The 23,097-nt window shown below is 66.5% G+C and carries 25 protein-coding genes and 1 tRNA gene; 7 read left to right on the forward strand and 19 right to left on the reverse strand.

Translation table 11 applies throughout. The annotated features are described in order from the left end of the window. The first annotated feature begins 8 nt into the window (after nucleotides 1-8). Nucleotides 9-2,114, forward strand: coding sequence for a RelA/SpoT family protein (locus ACLBWL_RS00835; RefSeq protein WP_447789372.1), 2,106 nt, complete (start codon nucleotides 9-11; stop codon nucleotides 2,112-2,114). A 47-nt stretch (nucleotides 2,115-2,161) separates the two neighbouring features. Next, nucleotides 2,162-3,184, forward strand: a complete 1,023-nt coding sequence (locus ACLBWL_RS00840) for a glycosyltransferase family 2 protein (protein WP_447789373.1) — start codon at nucleotides 2,162-2,164, stop codon at nucleotides 3,182-3,184. A gap of 294 nt (nucleotides 3,185-3,478) precedes the next feature. Here ACLBWL_RS00840 and ACLBWL_RS00845 read toward each other — a convergent pair whose 3' ends face one another. Next, nucleotides 3,479-4,207: a class I SAM-dependent methyltransferase gene (locus ACLBWL_RS00845; RefSeq protein WP_447789375.1), complete on the reverse strand. Its 729-nt coding sequence runs from the start codon at nucleotides 4,205-4,207 to the stop codon at nucleotides 3,479-3,481. 28 nt (nucleotides 4,208-4,235) lie between these two features. Then, on the reverse strand, nucleotides 4,236-4,661 hold the full coding sequence (locus ACLBWL_RS00850; protein ID WP_447789377.1) for a GtrA family protein: 426 nt from the start codon (nucleotides 4,659-4,661) through the stop codon (nucleotides 4,236-4,238). 124 nt (nucleotides 4,662-4,785) lie between these two features. On the opposite strand from ACLBWL_RS00850, the gene ACLBWL_RS00855 reads away from it, so the two are divergent. Beyond that, entirely contained in the window at nucleotides 4,786-6,573 is a 1,788-nt protein-coding gene (locus ACLBWL_RS00855) for an AcrB/AcrD/AcrF family protein (RefSeq protein WP_447789379.1), read from the forward strand. Nucleotides 6,574-6,671: 98 nt separating this feature from the next. Here ACLBWL_RS00855 and ACLBWL_RS00860 read toward each other — a convergent pair whose 3' ends face one another. The 6 genes from ACLBWL_RS00860 to ACLBWL_RS00885 all read right to left on the reverse strand — a co-directional run bounded on the left by ACLBWL_RS00860 (nucleotide 6,672) and on the right by ACLBWL_RS00885 (nucleotide 10,735). Continuing rightward, nucleotides 6,672-7,292 (reverse strand): MarC family protein, encoded by a 621-nt coding sequence (locus ACLBWL_RS00860; protein ID WP_447789381.1) that lies wholly within the window; start codon nucleotides 7,290-7,292, stop codon nucleotides 6,672-6,674. Continuing rightward, nucleotides 7,289-8,179 carry a bifunctional methylenetetrahydrofolate dehydrogenase/methenyltetrahydrofolate cyclohydrolase FolD gene (gene folD, locus ACLBWL_RS00865; protein ID WP_447789383.1) on the reverse strand — a complete coding sequence of 297 codons (891 nt, stop codon included), beginning with the start codon at nucleotides 8,177-8,179 and terminating at the stop codon, nucleotides 7,289-7,291. Before folD ends, ACLBWL_RS00860 begins: the two co-directional genes overlap by 4 nt. After that, complete coding sequence (locus ACLBWL_RS00870; protein WP_447789385.1) at nucleotides 8,176-8,487, reverse strand: DUF167 domain-containing protein; 312 nt, start codon at nucleotides 8,485-8,487, stop codon at nucleotides 8,176-8,178. The genes folD and ACLBWL_RS00870 overlap by 4 nt, the downstream gene beginning before the upstream one ends. Next, the gene (locus ACLBWL_RS00875; protein WP_060526004.1) at nucleotides 8,484-8,786 is read right to left on the reverse strand and encodes a YggT family protein; all 303 of its coding nucleotides are present in this window, start codon (nucleotides 8,784-8,786) and stop codon (nucleotides 8,484-8,486) included. Before ACLBWL_RS00875 ends, ACLBWL_RS00870 begins: the two co-directional genes overlap by 4 nt. A gap of 225 nt (nucleotides 8,787-9,011) precedes the next feature. Next, entirely contained in the window at nucleotides 9,012-9,929 is a 918-nt protein-coding gene (argB, locus tag ACLBWL_RS00880) for an acetylglutamate kinase (RefSeq protein ID WP_447789387.1), read from the reverse strand. Between the two features lie 158 nt (nucleotides 9,930-10,087). Further along, on the reverse strand, nucleotides 10,088-10,735 hold the full coding sequence (locus ACLBWL_RS00885; protein WP_447789389.1) for a queuosine precursor transporter: 648 nt from the start codon (nucleotides 10,733-10,735) through the stop codon (nucleotides 10,088-10,090). 142 nt (nucleotides 10,736-10,877) lie between these two features. On the opposite strand from ACLBWL_RS00885, the gene ACLBWL_RS00890 reads away from it, so the two are divergent. Then, nucleotides 10,878-12,143, forward strand: coding sequence for a NupC/NupG family nucleoside CNT transporter (locus tag ACLBWL_RS00890; protein WP_121886372.1), 1,266 nt, complete (start codon nucleotides 10,878-10,880; stop codon nucleotides 12,141-12,143). Nucleotides 12,144-12,381: 238 nt separating this feature from the next. On the opposite strand, the gene ACLBWL_RS00895 is transcribed toward ACLBWL_RS00890, so the two are convergent. The 3 genes from ACLBWL_RS00895 to ACLBWL_RS00905 all read right to left on the reverse strand — a co-directional run bounded on the left by ACLBWL_RS00895 (nucleotide 12,382) and on the right by ACLBWL_RS00905 (nucleotide 14,458). Beyond that, complete coding sequence (locus tag ACLBWL_RS00895; protein WP_447789391.1) at nucleotides 12,382-12,936, reverse strand: fasciclin domain-containing protein; 555 nt, start codon at nucleotides 12,934-12,936, stop codon at nucleotides 12,382-12,384. Nucleotides 12,937-13,015: 79 nt separating this feature from the next. Beyond that, nucleotides 13,016-13,954 (reverse strand): diaminopimelate epimerase, encoded by a 939-nt coding sequence (gene dapF / locus ACLBWL_RS00900; RefSeq protein ID WP_447789393.1) that lies wholly within the window; start codon nucleotides 13,952-13,954, stop codon nucleotides 13,016-13,018. A gap of 39 nt (nucleotides 13,955-13,993) precedes the next feature. Next, on the reverse strand, nucleotides 13,994-14,458 hold the full coding sequence (locus ACLBWL_RS00905; protein ID WP_447789395.1) for a DUF6456 domain-containing protein: 465 nt from the start codon (nucleotides 14,456-14,458) through the stop codon (nucleotides 13,994-13,996). Between the two features lie 99 nt (nucleotides 14,459-14,557). Between ACLBWL_RS00905 and ACLBWL_RS00910 the strand changes: the two genes are divergently transcribed. Next, nucleotides 14,558-15,118, forward strand: coding sequence for a helix-turn-helix domain-containing protein (locus ACLBWL_RS00910; protein WP_447789397.1), 561 nt, complete (start codon nucleotides 14,558-14,560; stop codon nucleotides 15,116-15,118). A 4-nt stretch (nucleotides 15,119-15,122) separates the two neighbouring features. On the opposite strand, the gene ACLBWL_RS00915 is transcribed toward ACLBWL_RS00910, so the two are convergent. The 7 genes from ACLBWL_RS00915 to ACLBWL_RS00945 all read right to left on the reverse strand — a co-directional run bounded on the left by ACLBWL_RS00915 (nucleotide 15,123) and on the right by ACLBWL_RS00945 (nucleotide 20,055). Continuing rightward, nucleotides 15,123-15,198: transfer RNA gene (locus tag ACLBWL_RS00915), tRNA-Val, on the reverse strand. A gap of 64 nt (nucleotides 15,199-15,262) precedes the next feature. Then, on the reverse strand, nucleotides 15,263-16,243 hold the full coding sequence (locus ACLBWL_RS00920; RefSeq protein ID WP_447789399.1) for a hypothetical protein: 981 nt from the start codon (nucleotides 16,241-16,243) through the stop codon (nucleotides 15,263-15,265). Nucleotides 16,244-16,307: 64 nt separating this feature from the next. Then, nucleotides 16,308-17,804 carry an NAD(P)(+) transhydrogenase (Re/Si-specific) subunit beta gene (locus ACLBWL_RS00925; protein ID WP_447789401.1) on the reverse strand — a complete coding sequence of 499 codons (1,497 nt, stop codon included), beginning with the start codon at nucleotides 17,802-17,804 and terminating at the stop codon, nucleotides 16,308-16,310. A gap of 146 nt (nucleotides 17,805-17,950) precedes the next feature. Then, nucleotides 17,951-18,271 (reverse strand): proton-translocating transhydrogenase family protein, encoded by a 321-nt coding sequence (locus ACLBWL_RS00930; RefSeq protein ID WP_187503849.1) that lies wholly within the window; start codon nucleotides 18,269-18,271, stop codon nucleotides 17,951-17,953. 1 nt (nucleotide 18,272) lies between these two features. After that, the gene (locus ACLBWL_RS00935; protein ID WP_447789404.1) at nucleotides 18,273-18,644 is read right to left on the reverse strand and encodes an endonuclease domain-containing protein; all 372 of its coding nucleotides are present in this window, start codon (nucleotides 18,642-18,644) and stop codon (nucleotides 18,273-18,275) included. Between the two features lie 147 nt (nucleotides 18,645-18,791). Next, nucleotides 18,792-19,928 (reverse strand): NAD(P) transhydrogenase subunit alpha, encoded by a 1,137-nt coding sequence (locus ACLBWL_RS00940; protein ID WP_447789406.1) that lies wholly within the window; start codon nucleotides 19,926-19,928, stop codon nucleotides 18,792-18,794. A gap of 4 nt (nucleotides 19,929-19,932) precedes the next feature. Beyond that, nucleotides 19,933-20,055 carry an aa3-type cytochrome c oxidase subunit IV gene (locus ACLBWL_RS00945; protein ID WP_082441508.1) on the reverse strand — a complete coding sequence of 41 codons (123 nt, stop codon included), beginning with the start codon at nucleotides 20,053-20,055 and terminating at the stop codon, nucleotides 19,933-19,935. 151 nt (nucleotides 20,056-20,206) lie between these two features. Between ACLBWL_RS00945 and ACLBWL_RS00950 the strand changes: the two genes are divergently transcribed. Together ACLBWL_RS00950 and ACLBWL_RS00955 are read left to right on the forward strand one after the other, a co-directional pair. Continuing rightward, nucleotides 20,207-21,622 (forward strand): sigma-54-dependent transcriptional regulator, encoded by a 1,416-nt coding sequence (locus ACLBWL_RS00950; RefSeq protein ID WP_447789409.1) that lies wholly within the window; start codon nucleotides 20,207-20,209, stop codon nucleotides 21,620-21,622. 142 nt (nucleotides 21,623-21,764) lie between these two features. Next, on the forward strand, nucleotides 21,765-22,151 hold the full coding sequence (locus ACLBWL_RS00955; protein WP_447789411.1) for a hypothetical protein: 387 nt from the start codon (nucleotides 21,765-21,767) through the stop codon (nucleotides 22,149-22,151). A 48-nt stretch (nucleotides 22,152-22,199) separates the two neighbouring features. Here ACLBWL_RS00955 and ACLBWL_RS00960 read toward each other — a convergent pair whose 3' ends face one another. Further along, the gene (locus tag ACLBWL_RS00960) at nucleotides 22,200-23,084 is read right to left on the reverse strand and encodes a bestrophin family protein (protein ID WP_447789413.1); all 885 of its coding nucleotides are present in this window, start codon (nucleotides 23,082-23,084) and stop codon (nucleotides 22,200-22,202) included. Between the last annotated feature and the right edge of the window lie 13 nt (nucleotides 23,085-23,097).

Raw genomic sequence — 23,097 nt, forward strand, 5'->3', positions numbered from 1 at the left:
AAGGCGCCGTGCTGCGCCAATATGAACTGGTCGATCGCGTCCTCGACTACGATCCCAACGCCGATGAGGCGCTATTGAACCGCGCCTATGTGTTCTCGATGCAGGCGCACGGGAGCCAGAAGCGCGCGTCCGGCGACCCGTATTTCAGCCATCCGATCGAGGTGGCGGGCATCCTCACCGACCTTCACCTCGATGCCGAGACGATCGCCACCGCGATCCTCCACGACACCATCGAGGATACGGTCGCGACGCCCGAGGAGATCGAGCGGCTGTTCGGCGCCTCGGTCGCGCGGCTGGTCGACGGCGTGACGAAGCTTTCGAAGATCGAGGCGCAGACCGAGAACGAGCGCGCTGCGGAAAACCTGCGCAAGTTCCTGCTCGCGATGTCCGACGACATCCGCGTGCTGCTGGTCAAGCTTGCCGACCGCCTGCACAACATGCGGACGCTGCACCATATCGCCAAGCCCGAGAAGCGCCGTCGCATCGCCAAGGAGACGATGGACATCTACGCGCCGCTCGCCGAGCGGATCGGCATGTACGAGTTCATGCGCGAGATGCAGTCGCTGGCGTTCGAACAGCTCGAGCCCGAAGCGTCGGAATCGATCAACCGCCGCCTCGAACAGCTGAAAAAGGGCGACGGCGACCGCATCGCCAAGATCGCGTCCGGGCTGAAGCTGGTCCTGTCGCGCGCTGGGGTCGAGGCGGACATCTCGGGCCGCGAGAAACATCCCTATTCGATCTTCCGAAAGATGTCCGAGCGACACATCAGCTTCGAACAACTGTCCGACGTGATGGCGTTCCGCGCAATCGTCCCGACCGAGGAGGATTGCTACCGGACGCTCGGGATCATCCACCAGCGCTGGCCGATGGTCCCGGGGCGGTTCAAGGATTATATTTCGACGCCCAAGCGCAACGGCTATCGCTCGCTCCACACCTCGGTGATCCACGCCGACAGCGCGCGGATCGAGATCCAGATCCGCACCGCCGACATGCACGCGCAGGCCGAATTCGGCCTCGCAGCGCACTGGGCGTACAAGCAACAGATCAACGGCAGCGACCGGCAGGTCAGCTGGATTCGCGACCTCGTCGAAATCCTCGACACGGCGGAGAGCCCCGAGGAGCTCCTCGAGCATACACGAATGGCGATGTACACCGATCGCATCTTCGCGTTCACGCCGAAGGGCGAGCTGATCCAGCTGCCCAAGGGCGCGACCTCGATCGACTTCGCCTACGCGGTACACACAGATCTCGGCGACCAGGCGGTCGGCGCAAAGGTCAACGGCCGGGTGGTGCCGCTGTCGACGGTGATCGAGAATGGCGACCAGGTACAGATCCTGCGCTCGAAGGGCCAGTCGCCGCAGCCGCAATGGCTGAACGTCGCGACAACCGGCAAGGCACTCGCCGCGATCCGCCGGCATCTGCGCCACAAGGAGCGGGTCGAGCAGATCGCGCTCGGCCAGACCCTGTACGACGACATCGTCACGCGGCTGCCCGCGCAGATCGGAGCGGATGCGCTGACGCTGGCATTGAAGCGGCTGAAACTGCCCGACGACGCGTCGCTGATGGTCGCGATCGCGCGGCGAACGCTGTCGGACGCCGCGGTGATGGAGGCGCTGATGCCCGGTTCCGGCGGCGCGGACGTCATGCATGCGCTGGCGCCGCAATCGAGTGCAATCTCGATCAAGGGGCTGACCCCAGGCGTCGCCTATGATCTCGCGACATGCTGTCACCCGGTGCCGGGCGACCGCATCGTCGGCCTGCGGCGGCCGGACGCCGGAATCGAGGTGCATGCGATCGACTGCCGCGTGCTGGGGGAACTCGCCGAGCGCTCGGAGAACGAGACCGACTGGGTCGATGTCGCATGGGGCGATGCGACGGAGGGTGCGGTCGCGCGGATTTCGGTGATGGTGAAGAACGAGCCGGGCTCGCTCGGCATCGTCTCGACGATCATCGGCGGGCACAAGGCGAACATCATCAACCTGCGACTCGATACGCGCGACAAGAGCTTCCACACCAACGAGATCGACGTCGAGGTGCACGACGTGCAGCAGCTGATGCGGCTGATGGCCGGACTGCGTGCGGCCGATGCGGTGCATACCGTGGAGCGGGTGTAGAAACTTCTGTCGATGACGGCGGGCGCGGCGGACGCTAGACGGGGGCGATGAACCGTCCGTCCCTTTCGATCGTCGTGCCCTGCTATAACGAGGCATCGTGCCTCGACATCCTCCACGCGCGCATTTCCGGCGCGGCCAAGGTCGCGGTCGGCGACGATTACGAGATCGTCCTGATCAACGATGGCTCGCGCGACGACAGCTGGGGCGTGATGCAACGCCTCGCCGCCGCCGACCCGCGGCTGGTCGCTATCAACCTGTCGCGCAACCACGGCCACCAGCTCGCCCTGACCGCCGGCCTGGACCTGTGCGCAGGCGAGCAGATCCTGATCATCGACGCCGATCTCCAGGATCCCCCCGAACTCCTGTCCGACATGCGCGCGGCGATGGCGGCGAGCCAGGCGGACGTGGTGTATGCGGTGCGCCGCCAGCGCGCGGGCGAGACGGTGTTCAAGAAGGCGACCGCTGCCGCCTTCTACCGCCTGCTGACCCGGATGACCGAGACACCGATCCCGCTCGACACCGGCGACTTCCGCCTGATGAGCCGGCGCGCGCTGGATGCATTCCTGTCGCTTCCCGAGCAGGCGCGCTTCATCCGCGGGATGGTCGCGTGGATCGGCTTCCGCCAGGTGCCGTTCCCCTACGACCGCGCCGAGCGGCTGGCGGGCGAGACGAACTACCCGCTGGCAAAGATGATCCGGCTCGCGTTCGACGCGGTCACCGGTTTTTCGACCGCACCGTTGCGCTTCGCGAGCCATGCAGGACTCGCGCTGACCGGCGTGTCGCTGCTCCTGTTCGTCTACATCGCGATCGGCTGGCTGTCGGGCAGCGCGGTGCAGGGCTGGACCTCGACGATGCTCGTGACGGTGTTCCTGGGCGCGGTGCAGATGTTCGTGCTGGGGATGATCGGGGAATATCTCGGGCGGCTGTACGTCGAGTCGAAGCGCCGGCCGCTGTATATCGTCGCGGATGTGGCGGGGCCGATCCAGGGGAAGGCGACCTTGGGGTTCCGCGCGGAGCCGGTGGACGTGGTGCGGTTACCTGACGGCTCCCTTCCCGTCCGCCCTGAATAACCATTGCCTATCCAACCATCACATCCCGGCGATCACACCACCCCGGCGAAAGCCGGGGCCCAGTTGGAAAGGTCGCAGTAACGAACCGCACCCGAAGTTAGCGACGTTCCCCAACTGGGCCTCGGCCTTCGCCGGGGTGGTGCTTCACCCCCGACGCACGGAATTTACCGCCAATCCTCCCCTTGCAGGGGAGGTGGCAGCGCATAGCGCTGACGGAGGGGTGACCCGCCCTCGATAGGGAGACACCCCTCCGTCGCTACGCGACACCTCCCCTTCAAGGGGAGGATCGAAGGCTTATCGCGGCACCGCCAACGTCACGATCGAAACACCAAGCGTCATCGGCATACGCCCCACCAGATGCCGCTCAAGCCGGAAGATCTTCTCGAAAAGCGCATTTACTAGCTTCGGCGGGGGTGAATCGTCGCTGTCGTCGCGGCCCGAAAGGCGGCCGGCGATCCGGGCCGCCGCCGCCAACGGGAACAACAGCGAGTTGAAATAGCCGAGCTTTTCGGGCTTCAGGCCCGCCGTCTCGATCGCTGCCTTGAGCGTGGCCTTCGAATAGCGGCGGTGATGGTGGTTCACGGTGTCGTGCGCGCTCCACATCCACTGGTGCGCGGGGACCGCGATCAGGATCTTGCCGCCGGGCGCGAGGCAATCCGCCATCGCCTTCAGCGCGGCGACGTCGTCCTCGATATGCTCGACCACATCGAGCACTGCGATCAGGTCGTAATGCGCGCGGGGTACGCCGGGGAGTTCGGGCAAGGGGGCCGCGCCGACCGGCTTGCCGAGGCGCTCGCTGGCGATCTCGCGCGCGGCGGGATCGATCTCGATCGCGTCGATGCTGCCGAACGCGGCGAGCATCGGCAGGTTGTGGCCGGTGCCGCAGCCGATCTCGAGGATCTTCGCATCCTTCGGCAACGCGCCGTAGCGGGTCAGGTAATCGGCGAGGATGTCGCGGCGCGCGCGGTACCACCAGTGGGTGGAGTCGTGGGCGGCCATCCGGTCGTAGACGATGCGGTCCATCAGTAAGTCGTCCAGTTCGTTGGCAGCATCAGTTGAAAACCCAGAGACGGTTGAGCACGAAACTCACGATCGCCGCGAGCAGCACGGCGGGGATGAGCGGGATCCACGGGTGCAGGTGGAACACCGCGGTGCCGACCCACGTGATCAGCGCGTTGAGCGCCAGACCCGCACCCTGGACGATCACGAACTTCACATGCCGCCCGGCGCCCGGCTCCTTGGCGTGCCCCTTGAAGCTCCAGCGGCTGTGCAGGAAGAATCCGACCACGACGGCGACCACGAAGGCGAACGGCACCGCCGCCACCGCCTGACGTGGCGGAAAGACATACGCGGTCAGCGGCAGGTAGACGAGCGAATACACCACGCTGGAAATCCCGCCGGCGATTCCGAAGCGCACGAGCTGGCCGAGCACGCCGCTCGCCCGCATCTGCTCCATCTGTCGCCAAATCGCCTGCATGCCCGCCTTGTTCTTTACCCTCCGGCGATCGCGCCGGTGCCTTGTTCTTTACGGACACCGCGATAGAGCGACGCTTGAGATACGCCCGCGCATCTAGAGTGCGTGCGGGCTGGAGGAAAGCGTTTTGGATCAGGCACCACTTCAGCGGCGGACGTTGCTGGACGAACTCGATCGGCATTGGATCGCGTTGACGCTGCTCGCCTGGGTGGCGGTGGCGGCGTGGTCGATGTTCGATCGCTGGGGCCAGATCCGCTGGCTGTCGCTCGGCGATACCGACGACAACATGCGGCTGATGCAGGTCCGTGCGCTCCTGGACGGCCAGGGCTGGTACGATCTGCGCAACTATCGGATGAACCCGCCGGTCGGGTTCGATATCCACTGGAGCCGCATCGTCGACCTGCCGATCGCCGGGCTGATCCTGTTCTTCCGCCTCTTCACCAGCAACAGCTGGGCGGAGCGGCTCGCCTGCGGGATCGCGCCGTTGCTGCCGCTGTCGATCGCGATGCTGGGCATCGGCGCGACCGTACGGCGGCTGATCAGCCCTTACGCGTGGCCCCTCGCGGTCGTGATCATGGTCGGCGCGACGGGCACGATGCTGATGTTCATGCCCGAACGGATCGATCATCACGGCTGGCAGCTCGCCATGCTGAGCCTGACGGTGGCGGGGCTGTGCGATACGAACGGGCGTCGCGGTGGCGCGATGGTCGGGCTCGCCAGCGCGGTGTCGCTGTCGATCGGGCTCGAGCTGTTGCCCTATGCGGCGATGGCGGGGGCGATCATCGCGCTGCGCTGGGTGTGGGATCGGTCGGAGGCCGAGCGGCTGTCTATCTATGCGCTGACGCTCGGCGGCGGCAGCACGCTGGGGTTCGCGCTGTTCGCGTCGAACGCCAACCAGGCGATGCGCTGCGATGCGCTGACGCCGGTATGGCTGAGCGTGATGATCGCGGCGGGGATGCTGCTGTTCCTGCTGGCGCGTTTCGGTCCGGCGTCGCGGGGCGCTCGGCTGGCGCTGGCGGTTGTTGCGGGTGCGGCGATCGTTGCGGGCTTTGCGCTGGTGTTCCCGCAATGCCTGGGGCGGCCTGAGGGGATTTCGCCCGAGCTGCAACGCAACTGGCTGGACAATGTCCGCGAGGCCAAGCCGATCTACAAGCATAGTTTCCGCGTCGGGTTCGCGCTGGCGACGCTACCGATCATCGGGCTGATCGGGGCGATCCTTGCCGCCTGGCGTGCGCGTCGCGACGACCGGGCCGTTGGCTGGGCGGCAGTCGCGCTGTTCACGGCGTTCGCCTGCGCGATGCTGCTGTGGCAGGTTCGCGCCGGACCGGCGGCGCAGTTGCTGGCGATTCCGGGGGCGACCGCGCTCGGGTGGCTGATCCTGCCGCGGCTGCTCGGCAACCGGTCGGTGGCGGTCCGCGTGCTGGGGACGGTCGGTGCGTTCCTGATCGTGTCGGGTCTGTTTGCCGGGATGGTGATCCAGTATTTCCCGATCGACCGGCCGAAGCCGTATGAGAAGCGCGTCAACATGGCGACCGGCAATTGCCTGCGGACGACCGTGCTGCTCGCGCTGAACAAATACCCTGCGCAGACCGTGTTCACCTTCGTCGACATGGGGCCGCGGCTGATCACGATCACGCATCACGACGCGGTGGCGGGGCCGTATCACCGCAACGGCGATGCGATCCTCGACGTGCAGCATGCGTTCGGCGGCACGCCCGATCAGGCGCATGCGATCATCAAGCGGCATGGCGCGACGATGCTGCTGCTGTGCCCGAACGCGGCGGAATCGACCAACTACAAGGCGCGCAGCCCGAAGGGGTTCTATGCGCAGATGGCGAATAACGAGGTGCCGGCGTGGCTGACCCCGCTACCGCTGCCGGCGAAGTCGCCGTTGCGGTTGTTCAAGGTGGACTGAACCGCACCGCCGTCATCCTGACGAACGTCAGGATCCAGAGCCATTGGCGATACCGCTCTTGGCTCTGGATCCTGGGTCAAGCCCAGGATGACGTGGAGTTAGCGCAGCACCTCGGTCAGGCCGTCGATCACGAACTGCACCGCCAGCGCGGCCAGCAGCACGCCGAGCAGTCGCGTGATCACCGCCTCGATCTTCGCGCCGAGGATTCGCATGATCGGGCCGGCGGCAAGCAGTGCGACCAAAGTCAGCAGCAGGATCGTCACCATCGCGCCGAGCACAACAGCCGAGCGCTCGAGCCCGCTGTTGCGGCTCATCAACAGCATCACCGACGCGATCGAGCCGGGGCCAGCGATCATCGGCATCGCCATCGGGAAGATCGAGACGTCCTCGACCTCGGGATCGCTCGCCACCTTGGCGGCACGGTCCTCACGGCGCTCTGTGCGCTTTTCGAACACCATTTCGAGCGCGATCAGGAACAGCATGATGCCGCCGGCGATGCGGAAGCTGGCGAGGCTGATGCCGAGGCCCTTGAGCAGCGCCTCGCCAAACAGCGCGAACACGAACAGGATCGCCGCCGCCACGCCGACCCCGCGCATCGCCATCGCGCGCTTCTGCACGGTCGAGGCACCGGCCGACAGACCGGCATAGATCGGTGCGCAACCGGGCGGATCGATGACGACGAAGAACGTGATCAGCGACGAGATGTAGAGCTCGATCACAGGCCCGTCCGATCCAGCGCGGCCTCGTCGATGGCGACGCCTTCGCGACGCCCCGCCGAGACCAGCGTGTTGCGGAGCAGGCACGCGATCGTCATCGGCCCGACGCCGCCCGGCACCGGCGTGATCGCGCCTGCGACCTCGACCGCGCTCGCGAAATCGACATCGCCGACGAGGCCGGCATCGGTGCGGTTGATGCCGACGTCGATGACGGTCGCGCCGGGTTTCAGCCAATCGCCCTTGATCATCTCCGGGATACCGACCGCCGCGACGACGATGTCCGCGCGGCGGATGTGCGCGGGAACGTCCTGCGTGCGGCTATGGACGACGGTGACGGTGCAGCTTTCGCGGAGCAACAACTGCGCCATCGGCTTGCCGACGATGTTCGAGCGACCGACGACGACGGCTTCGAGCCCGCTCAGCGACGGCAGCACGCTCTTCAACAGCATCACGCAGCCAAATGGGGTGCACGGTACGAAGCCGGGCAACCCTGTCGCGAGTCGCCCGGCGTTAATCGGGTGGAAGCCGTCGACGTCCTTGTCGGGGTCGATCGCGGAGATGACCGCCTGCTCGTCGATATGCTTCGGCAGGGGCAACTGGACGAGGATACCGTCGATGGTCGGATCGGCGTTGAGCGTCGCGACCAGCGCGAGCAGGTCTTCGGCGGGGACGTCGGCGGGGAGGCGGTGCTCGATGCTTTCCATCCCGGCTTCGCGCGTCGCCCTGCCCTTCGATCGGACATAGACGTTCGAAGCGGGATCCTCGCCGACCAGCACGACGGCGAGGCCGGGCTCGCGGCCCGCTTGTGCTCGAAAGGCGGTGACGCCGTCTGCGATACGGGCCCGGAGGCCGGCGGCGAAGGCCTTGCCGTCGATGATGGTCGCGCTCATGCCCGCGGCCCATAGAGCGCGGACGCGATTTCCGCCAGTACGGTGGAGTCGCCGGCGATGTGCAGGCGCTTCAGGCGCGCGGTTTCGCCGGAGACGATCGTTACCGCGCGCTTGGGTACGCCGAAGGTCTTGGCGACGAGCGCGACCAGCCCGGCGTTCGCGGCGCCATCGACGGGCGCCGCCGCCAGCCTCGCGGCGAAATGCTCCGCGGTTCCGGCTGCCAGCGCATCGCGACCGCCACGCGGGGTCACCCGGACGGCGATGGCGAGGCCGTCATCGACCGCGCGCCAAGCTGCCGGCCCGATCAATAGGCCGCGACGAGGTAGTTCTGCGCGATGTTCGGGATGACGATGTTGGTCAGGATGTAGAGGATCAGCAGCACGACCAGCGGCGACAGATCGAGCGCGCCGAAATCGGGGAGCACGCGGCGGATCGGGCGATAGAGCGGCTCGGTGATCTTCTGCAGCGCATTCCAGACCGTGCGGACGAAATCGCTGTGCGTGTTGATGACGTTGAACGCGATCAGCCACGACAAGACTGCCTGGATGACGATGACCCACCAGACTAGGTTGAGCAGCAACTGGACGATCTGAAGAAGGGCGATCAAGGCAAGGGTCTCCGCTGGTGTGGTCCGGATATAAGGTAGCCGAGGGAGAACTAGAAGGCCTGTGGTGTCCCTGGCCAGCGCGCGACAATTTGAGCCGCACCAACCGCCCTCAAGTCTCCGTCATCCTGGGCTTGACCCAGGATCCAGAGTCACGAAGGCTACCGTGTGTGGCCCTGGATCCTGACTTTCGTCAGGATGACGGGAGTGGGGAGACCTTGGCGCCCCTTACCGCGTCCGCCCGATGGCGCTGACCAGCGTGCCCGCGCCCTGCTTGGTGAAGATCTCCAGCAGCATCGCGTGCGGCACGCGGCCGTCGATGATCACCGCGGCATCGACGCCCGATTCGACCGCCGCGACGCAGGTGTCGAGCTTCGGGATCATGCCGCCGGTCACCGTGCCGTCGGCGCGCAGTTCGGCGATCCGCGCGGGATCGAGGTCGGTGAGCAACTCGCCGTCCTTGTCGAGCACGCCGACGATATCGGTCAGCAGGAAGAAGCGCGCGGCGCCCATCGCGGCGGCGATCGCGCCGGCCATCGTGTCGGCGTTGATGTTGTAGGTGTGGCCGTCGGCACCGATGCCGATCGGTGCGATCACCGGGATGATGTCGGCGGCGATCAGCGTGTCGAGGATCGTCCGGTCGACCGCGATCGGCTCGCCGACGAAGCCGAGGTCGACGTGGCGCTCGATCCCCTGGAGCTTGTCGGGCTCGCGACCGTGACCGACTTTCTGCGCGAGGACGAGGCCTGCGTCCTTGCCCGATATGCCGACCGCGCGGCCGCCGGCCTGGCCGATCCAGCCGACGATTTCCTTGTTGATCGACCCCGCCAGGACCATCTCGGCGATCTGCGCGGTCTCCGCATCGGTGACGCGCAGGCCGTCGACGAAGCGCGATTCGACGCCGAGCCGCTTCAGCATCGCGCCGATCTGCGGGCCGCCGCCGTGGACGACGACCGGGTTGATGCCGACCGCTTTGAGCAGCACCATGTCCTCGGCGAAATCGCGCTGGAGCTCGGGATCGCCCATCGCGTGGCCGCCGTACTTCACGACGAACGTCTTGCCGGCATAGCGCTGCAGATACGGCAGCGCCTCGGTGAGCGTTTCCGCCTTGGCGAGCAGGGCGGGATCGGGCGTGTGATCGGTCATGCCGATCCCTTAGCCAGTCGAGGGGGGTAGCGAAAGCATCACCAAGTCCGTCATCCTGACGAAAGTCAGGACCCAGGATCACGAACGGCGTCTCTGGTGGCTCTGGGTCCTGACTTTCGTCAGGATGACGGAGGGAGGTGTCAGGGTGACGGAAGGGGTCAGACCCGGTCCAGGCGCCGCCCGAGCTTTACGAAGAACGTGATCATGAACGGCACCAGCACGATCGACAGCACGACCTTGGTGAGCATCTGCCCCTCCATCAGCGCGACGATCGGCCGTTCACCCAGGAACGAGATGGTGATGAACAAGATGGTGTCGATGATCTGCGAGATGATGCTCGCGATCATGCCCCGGAGCCACACCAGCTTGCCCTCGCCGCTGCCGACCTGTCCCGACAGCTTCGAGAAGATCAGCACGTTGAGCGTCTGCGAGATGCCGTAGGAGATCAGCCCGGCGATCATCATTCGCGAACTTTGTCCGACCACGATCGGGAACGCGTCGACTGCGGGCGGGTACATCCCCGGATCGTGCGGCAGCGCCAGCACCAGGTGGATCAGCGCCGCGGACACCAGCAGCGGGATGAACCCCAGGCGGACCAGGAACGTCGCGGTCTTCTGGCCGTGCAGTTCGGAAATCGCGCTGCTCAGCACCACCAACAGCAGGAACCCGAAGATCCCCGCCTCGACCGCGAGCGGGCCGAGCGCGACCTGTTTCACCCCCAACACGCCGGCGATGCACACCATGCCGCCGTACAACACCGAGAAAACGAAGAGCGAACGCGGGAACGCGGGAAGTGGTTTGTCCATCGCGCGGGACGCTAGCGAAAACCGCCGCCCCGTCAAATGACTAGCGCCCCTCAAATAACTGGCGAGCGCGGCCCGCCCGTGTCATGTCCCGCCCTTGCGCGGCCGGGGGGCGGCGCGTGTCAGTCAAAAATGCAGGGCGTCCATGGAAAGACTAGTCATCGGCCTTGCAGGCATCGCCGTCATCCTCGGCATCGCCGTGCTGCTGTCGAGCGACCGCCGTGCGATCCGCCTGCGGATCGTCGGCGCCGCGTTCGCGTTGCAGGCCGGGATCGCGGTGCTTGTCCTGTATTCGAGCTTCGGCAAGGTCGTGCTCGGCGAGATGTCCGGCGGGGTCGCCAATTTGCTCGGCTACTCGCAAAAGGGCACCGAATTCCTGTTCGGCAAGATGGCGACCCCCGAGATCGGCGGGCAGAGCTTCGCGATCGCTGCGCTGCCGGTCATCATCTTCTTCGCCAGCCTCGTCTCGATCCTCTATTATCTCGGCATCATGCAGTTCGTGGTGCGCTGGGTCGGCGGCGGGATAGAGAAGGTCATCGGCGTCTCAAAGGTCGAATCGCTGTGCGCCGCGGCGAACATCTTCGTCGGCCAGAGCGAATCGCCGCTGGTGATCCGGCCGTATCTCGCGGGGCTGACCCCGGCGCAGCTGTTCACCGTGATGACCAGCGGCATGGCCGGCGTCGCGGGCACGATCCTCGCGGCGTATGCGTCGATGGGCATCCGGATCGATTACCTGCTCGCGGCGAGCTTCATGGCGGCGCCGGGCGGCATCCTGATGGCGAAGATCATCATGCCCGACCGCGTGATGCCGCCCGAGGGCGAACTCGCGCTCGGCGATCTGCCGGGTGAATCGTCGGCCGGCGAACCGATGCCGCAAGCCACGCACGACGAGGAAAAGCCCGCCAACCTGATCATGGCCGCAGCCCAGGGCGCGCAAACCGGCGTGCGCCTGGCCGTCGCGGTCGGCGCGATGGTGCTGGCATTCGTGGCGCTGGTGGCGCTGGCGAACGGCCTGCTCGGCGGGCTCGGCAACATGATCGGGCTGCCGGGGCTGAGCTTCCAGGGGCTGCTCGGCTATGTCTTCGCGCCGATCATGTTCCTGCTCAACGTGCCGTGGAGCGAGGCGGGGATCGCCGGCGGACTGTTCGGGCAGAAGATCGTGCTGAACGAGTTCGTCGCGTACATCTCGCTCGGCACGCAGCAGGGGCTAAGCCCGCGGACGATCGCGGTCATCACCTTCTCGCTGTGCGGCTTTGCGAACTTCTCGTCGATCGCGATCCAGATGGCGGTGACCGGCAGCCTTGCGCCGAACCAGCGGCCGATGATCGCCAAGCTTGGCCTGCGTGCGCTCGCGGCGGGGAGTCTGGCCAACCTGATGTCGGCGGCGCTTGCGGGTCTGCTGATCGGCTGAACCGTCCGTCCGTCATCCTGACGAAAGTCAGGACCCAGGGTAACAAGCGCTGCCCTTCGTGGCTCTGGGTCCTGACTTTCGTCAGGATGACGGAGGGGTTGAGATGACGGAGGGGTTGAGATGACGGGACTGGGATTACACGGCACCTAAACGCAATCGGGCCCGTCACCTTTCGGCAACGGGCCCGACGCCACTGCCGCGTAATAGAACGCGGCAGCTATCTCGCGTGATGGCCTGATTACGGCAGCATCACCGTGTCGATGACGTGGATCACGCCGTTCGACTGCGTGACGTTGGCGATCGTGATCCGGCCCTTGTGGCCCTTGCCGTCCATGATGCCCCAGCCGCTGCCCGCCTTCATGAACATCAGCGGCTCGCCCTGCACGGTCGTGTAGGTCGCGGTGCCGCCGTTCGCCTTCGCCTTGGCGGCGATATCGGCGGCGGTGATCGTGCCGGGGACGACGTGATAGGTCAGAACGCTGGCGAGCTGCGCCTTGTTCTCGGGCTTGAGCAGCGTGTCGACGGTGCCGGCCGGCAGCTTCTTGAACGCCGCATTGGTCGGCGCGAACACGGTGAACGGACCCGGGCCCGACAGCGTCTCGACCAGGCCGGCGGCCTTGACCGCGGCGACCAGCGTGGTGTGGTCCTTCGAATTGACGGCGTTCTCGACGATCGTCTTGGTCGGATACATCGCGGCGCCACCGACCATCGGGTTGGTCTTGGCGGCGACGATCGCGCTACCGCTGGCGGCGACGGCGACGGCGACGATCGCGGTACGGAAAATGGTGTTCATGGCTTCTCTCCAGATACGCCGGTCGTCCGACGCTTCTGCGGGAGATACGGACGCGATTTGAGAAGGATGCAGCGAGCGGTCAGATCGTCGCGAGCAGCCCCACCCACGCGGCGACCTCGTCGTCGTAGCGCCGTACGACCACCAGATCGCTGGCGGTCGCGGTGTCGAGATCGACCTCGACCGAGCCACTCCATTCGAACGTCGCATTGCCCGACAGCGTCACCATCGCCGCGTCGCTCGCCTCGGCACGAACGAGCCCGCCCTTGTTGAAGACGGTCGTCGGCGTGTCGTACGCGATCCGTCCGGTCAGGCACGCGGCATAGGTCGACGCCGCCATCGCGCTGCCGCAACTGTCGGTCAGACCGACCCCGCGCTCGAACGTGCGCACGAACAGATCCGCGCCGCGCACCTCGACGAAACTCACATTCGCGCGATTGGGCAGCCAGGCGGGTGCTGCCTCGCAGGTTTCCCCGACGCGGACGAGTTCGGCCTCGTCGATGCTGTCCATGAAGCTGACGAGATGCGGGTTCGGCATCGCCACCGCGGTAAACGCGCGCGCAGTCGGCAAGCCTGCGATCGGTGCATCGACGATCCGATCGGTACCGACAGACAGCGGCCACGCGGCGACGTCGAGCGACGCGGGCCCCGCGATCTCGCGCACAGTGAACACACCGGGCGCGACATCGGCATCGTGGACGACGACCGCATCGCTCGTCTTCAGCAGCGCGGTGGCGGACTCGGTGCCGGTCGCGGCAAATCCCGCACGTGCAACGCAGCGCAGGCCGTTGAGGCACGTCTCCGACTCGCTTCCGTCCGAATTGAACATGCGCATGCCGAACGCGCGGTCGTCGTCGCCCGCCGTCAGCAGCAGCAGCCCATCGCCGCCAACCGGCCCCGCGCGATCCGCGAGCGCCCGCGCGACCGCCGCCCAGGCCTTATCGCCAAGCGTCGACTCGCGCGCGTCGATCAGCGGAAAGTCGTTACCGGAACCATGACATTTGACGAGATCGAAGCGCATGCCGCCCATCTAGTCACGGGTGTGGGCCAAAGCGAGCGCCTAACGGATGCCGTAATGTGCCGCGAGCCGATCGAGCGCGAGCGTCAGCACCAGCCGTCCCGCGCGGACCGGCCACGCCAGCGCCTTCTCCGCCGCGGGCAACCCCTCCCCTGCACACACCACGCGCCAGAGGATATCGGCAAGCCCGGGACCCGCCGTCGCGAGCGCCTCGTCGAACCGCCGCTTCGCCGCGATCTGCGCCGAGGTCGGGTCGAGGCCGTCATGGCCCCCTCCATCGACACGTTCCGCCCAGCGCATCGTGACACTCGGTGCGATCGATGCGCGTTCGTAATCCGCCCGCAACCGCTCCCCCGCCTCGAACTGCCGCGCATCGATCAGCCCGCGCGATCGGAGCCAGCCAAGCGGCGACTCGGCGAGATTGACCGTGACCATGCGGCCGCGGCGCGCGCCGGGGGCCTGCGACACCCCCTCCGAATCGATCGACCGTTCCACCAGTTCGCGCATCCGCCATCTCCCGTTGCACGGGACGGTTGCCATATCGGCGTGGTTGTAGGACAGCGGAATAACCCATCTGGTTTGGAGTCCTCCGATGATCGCATGTCAATGATCACCGCCATCCGTGAAGTCCGTCGTGCCAAGGGGCTGACGCTGGAAGACGTCGCCCGCCGCTGCGATCCTCCGACGACGGCGCAGACGATCGGCCGCCTGGAAACAGGCACGCGCACCGTGTCGATCGGCTGGCTCAACCGAATCGCCGCGGCACTGGGTGTCGAAGCGTCCGATCTGGTGACCTTGCCCGCCCGGACCGATCTGCCCGTCGCCGCGATCCTCGACGGCCGCGGTGCCCACCCCCCGCGGCGCACCACGACGGCACCACCGCCCCAGGTAGCGCCGGGCCAGATCGCGATCACCGTCGCGAACGGTACGGGCGATTACCGCGCGGGCGACGTGATCTGGGCGACGACGCTGGGGCCCGATGACTTCGCAACCGCGCTCAACCGCGACGTCCTTGTCCCCCAACCGGCCGGAAGGTTCGCAATCGGACGCCTGACTGGATGTGACGGCGGCGCGACCGTCTTGCCATCGGGCGCAGGCACGCAGTCGCTGACCATCGCCGACCCGGCCTGGATCGCGGTCGCCGTGCGGTTGATCCGCGAACTATAGGGGGTGGTGGGCGATGACGGGCTCGAACCGCCGACATTCTCGGTGTAAACGAGACGCTCTACCAACTGAGCTAATCGCCCCCTCTCGGGTGAGCGTGCGATGCCAAAGCGAGACGGCCGGGGCAAGCTAAAAGGGCGCGGACCGTCACGGAATTCGCAGGTCGGCACCCCGTGTGGCCACGATATACCCGCGCATCGCCTCGCTCGCGCGGTTCGACAGCACCATGAACGCGCGTCGCCGATCGTGCATATCGGGACGACGTTCGAACAATCCGGTGTCGGTCATCCGCGCGATCCAGCGCAGCGCGGTGGTCGGCGCGACCGCCGCGGCGATGCACAGGCTCGACACCGAGACCCGGCCACGCTCGAGTTCGGCGGCGTAGAGATCGAGCAGCATGTCCCAACCCGGATCCTCGAACAGCGTCGCGCCAAAGAACTGGTCGCGCAGCCGGCGAGCACGGATCGCGCGGCGGACATCGGCGGCGCTGGGTTCGCTCATCGCAGGCGGCGCGCCGTAACGGCTGGTCCGATCGCCGACGATCGGCGGCGCGGCCGCATCGTCGTCGATCTCGGCGCGGGTCAGGCGCGCCAGCACTTCGGCGATCCGCGCGACCTCGCTGTTCAACCGTTCGAGCCGGGTGCCATCGGTTTCGCGCGAGACGTCGAAGACGCCCGCCGGGCTGCGCGCCTGTTCGGCGGCGACGACGATCGCGCCGACGCAATCGCCGACGGTCGGATCGACCAGCAGGATCGTCCCGCCACCCAGCGTCGCCGCGGCGACCGCGTCGATCTGATCGGCGGCCAGCGCGACGACCAGCCCGGCCTCCAATGTGGCGACCCACGCGACGATCTGTGGCAGGCGCTCGGCGAGCACTGCCGGATCGACCCCAGCCGCCTCTACGAGGACAATACGCGGTACCGCCTGCTCGTCCAACGGCAGGCGCCAGTCGAGACGCCGGACGATCCGCCCACCCATCGCCGACAGCGCCGCTGGCAAGCGATCGAGCGCGTGGTCCGCCGCGACCAGGATCGCGTCCGTCCGGGTATCGTAGCGTATCTCGGCAGGCTGTCCGTTCATCGTCGTCATGAAGGTCTCCGCGGTATCGCGAAGACTAACCTCGATCATGCCGATAGTTACACTCGAACTGGATCGAGTTCCGTTCGAGTTTCGGTGGCCCGCATCAAGAGGATCAGTCGAGCGCCTTGACGATATCCTCGACCATCTTCTTCGCGTCCGCGAGTAGCATCATCGTATTGTCGCGGTAGAACAGGTCGTTATCGACACCGGCATAGCCGACGCCGCCCATCGATCGCTTGATGAACAGCACGGTCTTGGCCTTTTCGACGTCGAGCACGGGCATGCCGTAGATCGGCGAGGACTTGTCGGTCTTGGCGGCGGGGTTGGTCACGTCGTTCGCTCCGATCACGAACGCGACGTCGGTCTGCGCGAACTCGCTGTTGATGTCTTCCAGCTCGAACACGTCGTCATACGGCACGTTCGCCTCCGCCAGCAGCACGTTCATATGCCCCGGCATGCGGCCCGCGACCGGGTGGATCGCGTATTTGACGCGCACGCCCTCGGCCTTCAGCTTGTCGCCCATCTCGCGGAGGACGTGCTGCGCCTGCGCGACCGCCATGCCGTAGCCGGGGACGATGATCACTTGCTCCGCCTGGCTCATCAGGAACGCGGCATCCTCCGCCGAGCCACGCTTCCATGGGCGATCGCTGGCCGCAGCCGGACCGCCGGCATCGGACGACTGGCCGAAGCCGCCCGCGATCACGCTGATGAAGCTGCGGTTCATCGCGCGGCACATGATGTAGCTCAGGATCGCACCCGAACTGCCGACCAGCGCGCCGGTGATGATCATCGCGCTGTTGTGGAGCGTGAAGCCCATCGCCGCCGCCGCCCAACCCGAATAGGAATTGAGCATGCTGACGACGACCGGCATGTCCGCGCCGCCGATCGGGACGATCAGCAGGAAGCCGATGACGAAGCTCAGCAGCGTTATCGCCCAGAAGATCCACGGTTCCTGATTGGTGACGAAATACGCGATCAGGCCGAGGATGCCGGCGAGCAGCGCAATGTTGATGACGTGGCGGCCGGGCAGCATGATCGGCTTGCCGCCCATGTTGCCGTTGAGCTTCAGGAAGGCGATGACCGAGCCCGAAAAGGTGATGGCGCCGATTGCGACGCCGAGGCCGAGTTCGATCCGGCTGACCGGGTGGATGACGGCGAAGGGCTGGCCGATCATGGGCACGACGAGGTCGGAAATCCCGAACGCCTGCGGGTTGAGATACGCGGCGACGCCGACCAGCACCGCGGCGAGGCCGACAAGCGAATGGAAAGCGGCAACGAGCTGCGGCATCGCGGTCATCGCGATCCGGCGTGCGGTGACGAGGCCGATCGCGGCGCCGACGCCGATCGCCGCGAGGATTTCGACGACGGTGACCCAATCGATTGTGCGCACGGCTATCGCAGGCCCGGCGTCCGAAACAAGAACATGCTGAACGACGGGCACATGCGTCACCAGCGTCGTGACCACTGCGATCGTCATGCCGATGATGCCGAAGCGGTTGCCGCGCTGGCTCGACGCTGGGCTCGACAACCCGCGCAACGCGAGGATGAAGCACACCCCCGCCACCAGATAGGCGAGCGATGCCCAGGGGCTGACCGTCAGTTCATGCATCGTCCATTCCCCCTAATCCTCCCCTGCAAGGGGAGGTGTCGCGCAGCGACGGAGGGGTGACGCGCTCTCGATAGCGCGATACCCCTCCGTCAGGCTGGCGCCTGCCACCTCCCCTTGCAGGGGAGGATCGTATGTCGACCGCCGACTCAGCCCTTCGCAACGGGCCGTTCCTTCTTCTTGTACATCGCCAGCATCCGCGCGGTGACCGCAAAGCCGCCGAAGATGTTGATGCTCGCCAGCACCACCGCGAGCAGCCCGAGCGCCTTCGCGACGCCCGACCCGGCACCGATCGCCCCCAGGACCGTCGGCGCCGCGGCTGCGATCAGCGCGCCGACGATGATCACCGACGAGATCGCGTTGGTCACCGCCATCAGCGGCGTGTGCAGCGCAGGCGTGACCGCCCACACCACGAAATACCCGACGAAACACGCCAGCACGAAGATCGACAGGATCGCGATAAAGTCCATTTCATTCCTCCTGCGTGGCGAGCCGCTCGACGGCAAGCGCCACGATACCTCGAACCATGGCGTCGCAATCGTGGAAAATCTCGACGGCGGGAATACGCAGAACGGCGATGCCACGTCCTTCGAACCAGCGATCGCGCGCAGCGTCGCGCGCTGGGCGATCACCAAAGCCATGCGCTTGGCCGTCGACTTCGATGATCAGGCGCGCGGCATGACAATAGAAGTCCGCAACGTACGGACCCAACGGATGCTGTTTCCGAAACTTCAGGCCGGCCGGTCTTTCCCGCAATGCGAGCCACAATGCGATCTCGGGCGGAGACATCGCGCCGCGGAGCTGCTTGGCCAGCGCTCCAGTCGATCCCGTACCTTGCAGCATCTCAAATCCTCCCCTTGCAGGGGAGGTGGCAGGCGCCAGCCTGACGGAGGGGTGTCGCCTGTAGTGATAGCGCGCACGATAACGATCGGCGATACCCCTCCGTCGCGCCAAGGCGCGCCACCTCCCCTTGCAGGGGAGGATCGATTATCAAGACAGCAGCCTTGGGTTCACGATCCTGCCGCCCTGCGTCAGGCGGATCGCGTCGCCGATTTCCGCGTCGAGCACGGGCTTGCCCGCCTCCTTGTCCCAGAAGGCGTTGAGGAAGTTGAACAGGTTGCGCGAGAACAACGCGCTGGCGTCTGCCGCGAGGCGGGACGGCACATTACGGTGGCCGACGATCTTGACGCCGTTCACCACGACCACTTCGCCGGCGACCGAACCCTCGACGTTACCGCCCTGTTCGACCGCGAGATCGACGATCACCGAGCCCGGCTTCATGCTCGCGACTTGGTCCGCGGAAATCAGCCGCGGCGCGGCCCGCCCCGGGATCAGCGCGGTGGTGATGACGATGTCCTGCTTGGCGATATGCCCCGAGACGAGCTCGGCCTGCGCCGCCTGGTATTCGGGCGACATCTCGCCGGCATAGCCGCCCGCCCCTTCGCCTTCGATCCCGGCGACGTTCTCGACGAAGATCGGCTTCGCGCCGAGCGACTGGATCTGCTCGCGGGTCGCGGCGCGCACGTCGGTCGCCGACACCTGCGCGCCCAGACGCCGCGCGGTCGCGATCGCCTGCAAGCCCGCCACGCCGACGCCCATCACGAACACCTTGGCCGCCGAGATCGTCCCCGCAGCGGTCATCATCATCGGAAAGGCACGGCCATATTCGGCGGCCGCGTCGAGCACCGCCTTGTAGCCCGCCAGATTCGACTGCGACGACAGGATGTCCATCGACTGCGCGCGCGTGATGCGCGGCATGAACTCCATCGCCAGCGCTTCGTAGCCCGCCGCGGCATAGGCCTCGATCCGCCCACGCCCGCCATCGGGACCGGCGCCAAAGGGATTGAGGCTCGCGACGATCCATGCCCCCGGGGCAACGCCGCCCAGCGTCGCAGCGTCCGGGCCCTGCACGCCCAGCACGATATCCGCGCCCGCCAGCGTTGCCGCACGGTCGCCGACGGCCGCGCCCGCATCCGCATACGCGGCATCGGCGATCGAGGCGGTCTCACCCGCCCCAGTCTCCACAGCGAGCGTAGCTTCCAGCGCAATAAATTTCTTCACCGTTTCCGGCGTCGCGGAAACCCGCCGCTCGCCGTCCGCTTGCTCTTTCAGGACGGCGATCTTCATGCCGTTACGAGATCAGCCAGATGACGAGCGCGACGACCAGCGCGCACCCGACCGCGCCCCATTTCATCATCCCCGTCACGCTCGAATAGGTCGCGACGTGCGCCTTCATGTCCCCGTTGCCGGCCATGGTTCGTGCCCCAATCCTCTGAGTGCCATCCTCTACGGCGACGACCTTAACCGGCACATGCGGTATCGCCAAGCCCGGCTGAATACCCTCTTTAAGTCGCTCTTTACTCGACTACGCTATTGCACGTACCGGAACGGGACAGGATTCGTCGATGACGCGCAACGGGCAGCGCCTTCTATTGCTGATCGACGACGAGCCCGCGCAGCGACGGCTGGTCGCCGCGCTCGCCGCACGTGGTGGGTGGCGGGCGATCTTCGCGACCGATGGCGAGATGGCGATCGCGACGCTCGGCACGCAGGACGGGATGCAGCTCGACGCGATCGTGCTCGATCACTGGACACCCGACGCCGATGCGACGGGGCTGATCGCGGCATTGCGCGAGCGCCGGCCCGCCTTGCCGATTTTGATGCTGACCGCCAACGGATCGGTGTCGCACGCCGTCGCGGCGATGCGCGCTGGCGCCACCGACTTCCTGGTCAAGCCGCTCGCGCCCGACCGGTTTCTCGCCGCACTCGACGCGGCGGTGGGCGGCGCGTCGACCGGCGAGCTGCGCCCGCTGACCGAAAAAATTCCCGCACTGCTCGGGTTCGACGAGATCGTCGGATCGTCGCCCGATTTTCGTGCCGCGCTCGCGATCGCCGCCAAGGCCGCGCGGGCGCGCGTGTCGGTGCTGCTGGAAGGCGAGATCGGCGTCGGCAAGGACGTCATCGCCGAAGCCATCCATGCCGCCTCGCCCCGCGCCAAGAAACCGATGATGAGCGTCAGTTGCGGGGCGATCTCGGCCAACCTCGTCGAATCGGAGCTGTTCGGCCACGAGATGGGCGCGTTCACCGGTGCATTCGAGCGCAAGATCGGCCGCTTCCGCGATGCCGATGGCGGTACGCTGTTCCTCGACGAGATAAGCGAAATGCCACTCGATGCGCAGGCGAAGCTTCTGCGTGTCCTCCAGACCGGCGAAGTCCACGCGATCGGTGCGCGCCATCCGCACGACGTCGATGTCCGCGTCATCGCCGCCAGCAACACGCCCTTGCTCGAAGAGGTCGAGGCCGGGCGATTCCGCGAGGATCTGTACTACCGGCTCAACGCGGTCCAGGTGACAATCCCGCCGCTGCGCGAACGGACCGGCGATATCCCCGCGCTCGCGCGCCACCTGCTCGCGCGGATCGCCGAACAACCGGGGCTGCGACCGCTCGGGATCACCGACTCCGCGCTGGCCCTGTTGGTGCAATATGACTGGCCGGGTAATGTCCGCCAGTTGCAGAACGCACTCTTCCGCGCCGCCGTGCTGTGCGAGGAGGCGGCGCTGACCGAAGACGATTTCCCGCAGATCGCCGCGCTGGGCACTCGGCGGCGGACACCGGCGACGGTCGCGGCCGGCGGCGGCGGCGTCACGCTGTTCCGCCCCGACGGCAATCTTCGCGCGCTGGACGAGATCGAAGCCGATGTCATCCGCCTGGCGATCGGCCATTACCGCGGCCGGATGACCGAAGTCGCGAGACGGCTCGGGATCGGCCGGTCGACATTGTACCGCAAGCTCGGCGAACTGGGCATCGACAACGCCGCGTGAGGTGCTGACGAGGGTTCGACGGCCTGCCGCCCCAGTTTCGAGGACGCGGTGGATCGTCGCCGGTGCTCTCTTCCGTTGGAGCCGTTCAGCTTCGCTATCGTACAGGGTGTCGGGCATCGATCAGCGATGCCTGCAGGAGAATATGATGCGGTCCCTAGTTCCGGTTGCATTCCTTTTCACCGCCGTAAGTTTCAGCGCCGTTGGTGCGGGTGCCCATGCCCCGCAGTCCCAATACCCGAGCTGCGACCTGACGGCGCAACATGCCTTGAAAAGCCCCACGGGCGGCAGCATCACGGATGCCAGGCAGGCTCACATCTCGATGCGAGCGAATATCCTCGAAGCGGACCTCGGCACCGCCCGCAAGGCGCGCCGCTTGACGCAAAGTGAGACCGAGCGCCTGTTCAAGCGGGTCGAGAATGTCCGCCATGCCACCAACCGCTTCGTGAAAAAGCAGGGCTTCCTGAGCGCTGCGGAGCGGGCCAGTTATGACCGGGAACTGGACGCGGTCGCGATGCGGATTTGCCGTTGATAAACGAACAGGGTTCTCCGCTCGCGGGGAGCGGAGGACCCCGTTACATTACCACAGCACGCCCTTGACCGGAGTCATCGGCTCGGGTGCGGGGTCGCCGATCGACTGGAGCAGGTCGATCTCGATCGTCCGGCACATCGCGTTCAGCGGCACGTCGTGGATCGTGTCCGCGAACGGATCGACCAGGTCGTCGCCGATCTGCAGCACCGCGAGAAACATCAGACCGGCGATGGTCGAGCCGACCGGGGTCGCATAGCCCAGCGATTCGACCAGGCCGATCGGCAGCAGCACGCAGAACAGCCGGGTGAACAGGCTCGGAAAGAACCGGTACTGGTTGGGCAGCGGCGTGTTCTTGATCCGCTCCATGCCGCCCTGGGCGTTGGCGATATCGACCAGGATGCTCTCGAACTGGGTCTGCTGGATCGTATCGATCCAGCCGTTGCGGCGCGCGATATCGATCCGGCGGCCGGTTCCGTCGAGCAGCCCGTTCGCGATATTGGTCCGCTCGAGCGCGAACGACGCCTCTTCCTTCGACAGGAAGCGCAACACCTCGGGTGCGACGGGCTGTTTACGCAACTGACAGCGGAGCGCGTTCACATAGGCGATCTGGCGGAGAACGATGGTCCGCTTCATGTCGTGCCCCTCGGGCTCGGGCAGCATGTTGCGGGCCATACGCGCGAGACTGCGCGAGGCATTGATCATCAGCCCCCACAGCCCGCGGCTTTCCCACCAGCGCTGGTAGGCGGAGTTGTCGCGGAAGCCGAGGAACAGCGCCAGCGCCGTACCGAACAACGTCAGCGGCAGCGCGGGGGCGTGAAACGGCAGGACGTAATAGGTGATCGTGACTATCACGTCCCAGACGAACAAGCCGAGCAGCGGGCGCCAGACCTCACTCAGGATCTGGCTGAGACGGGGCGTAGCAGTGACGATCAAACGAAAACTCCCT

It is taken from the genome of Sphingomonas sp. M1A8_2b (genome assembly GCF_053345535.1).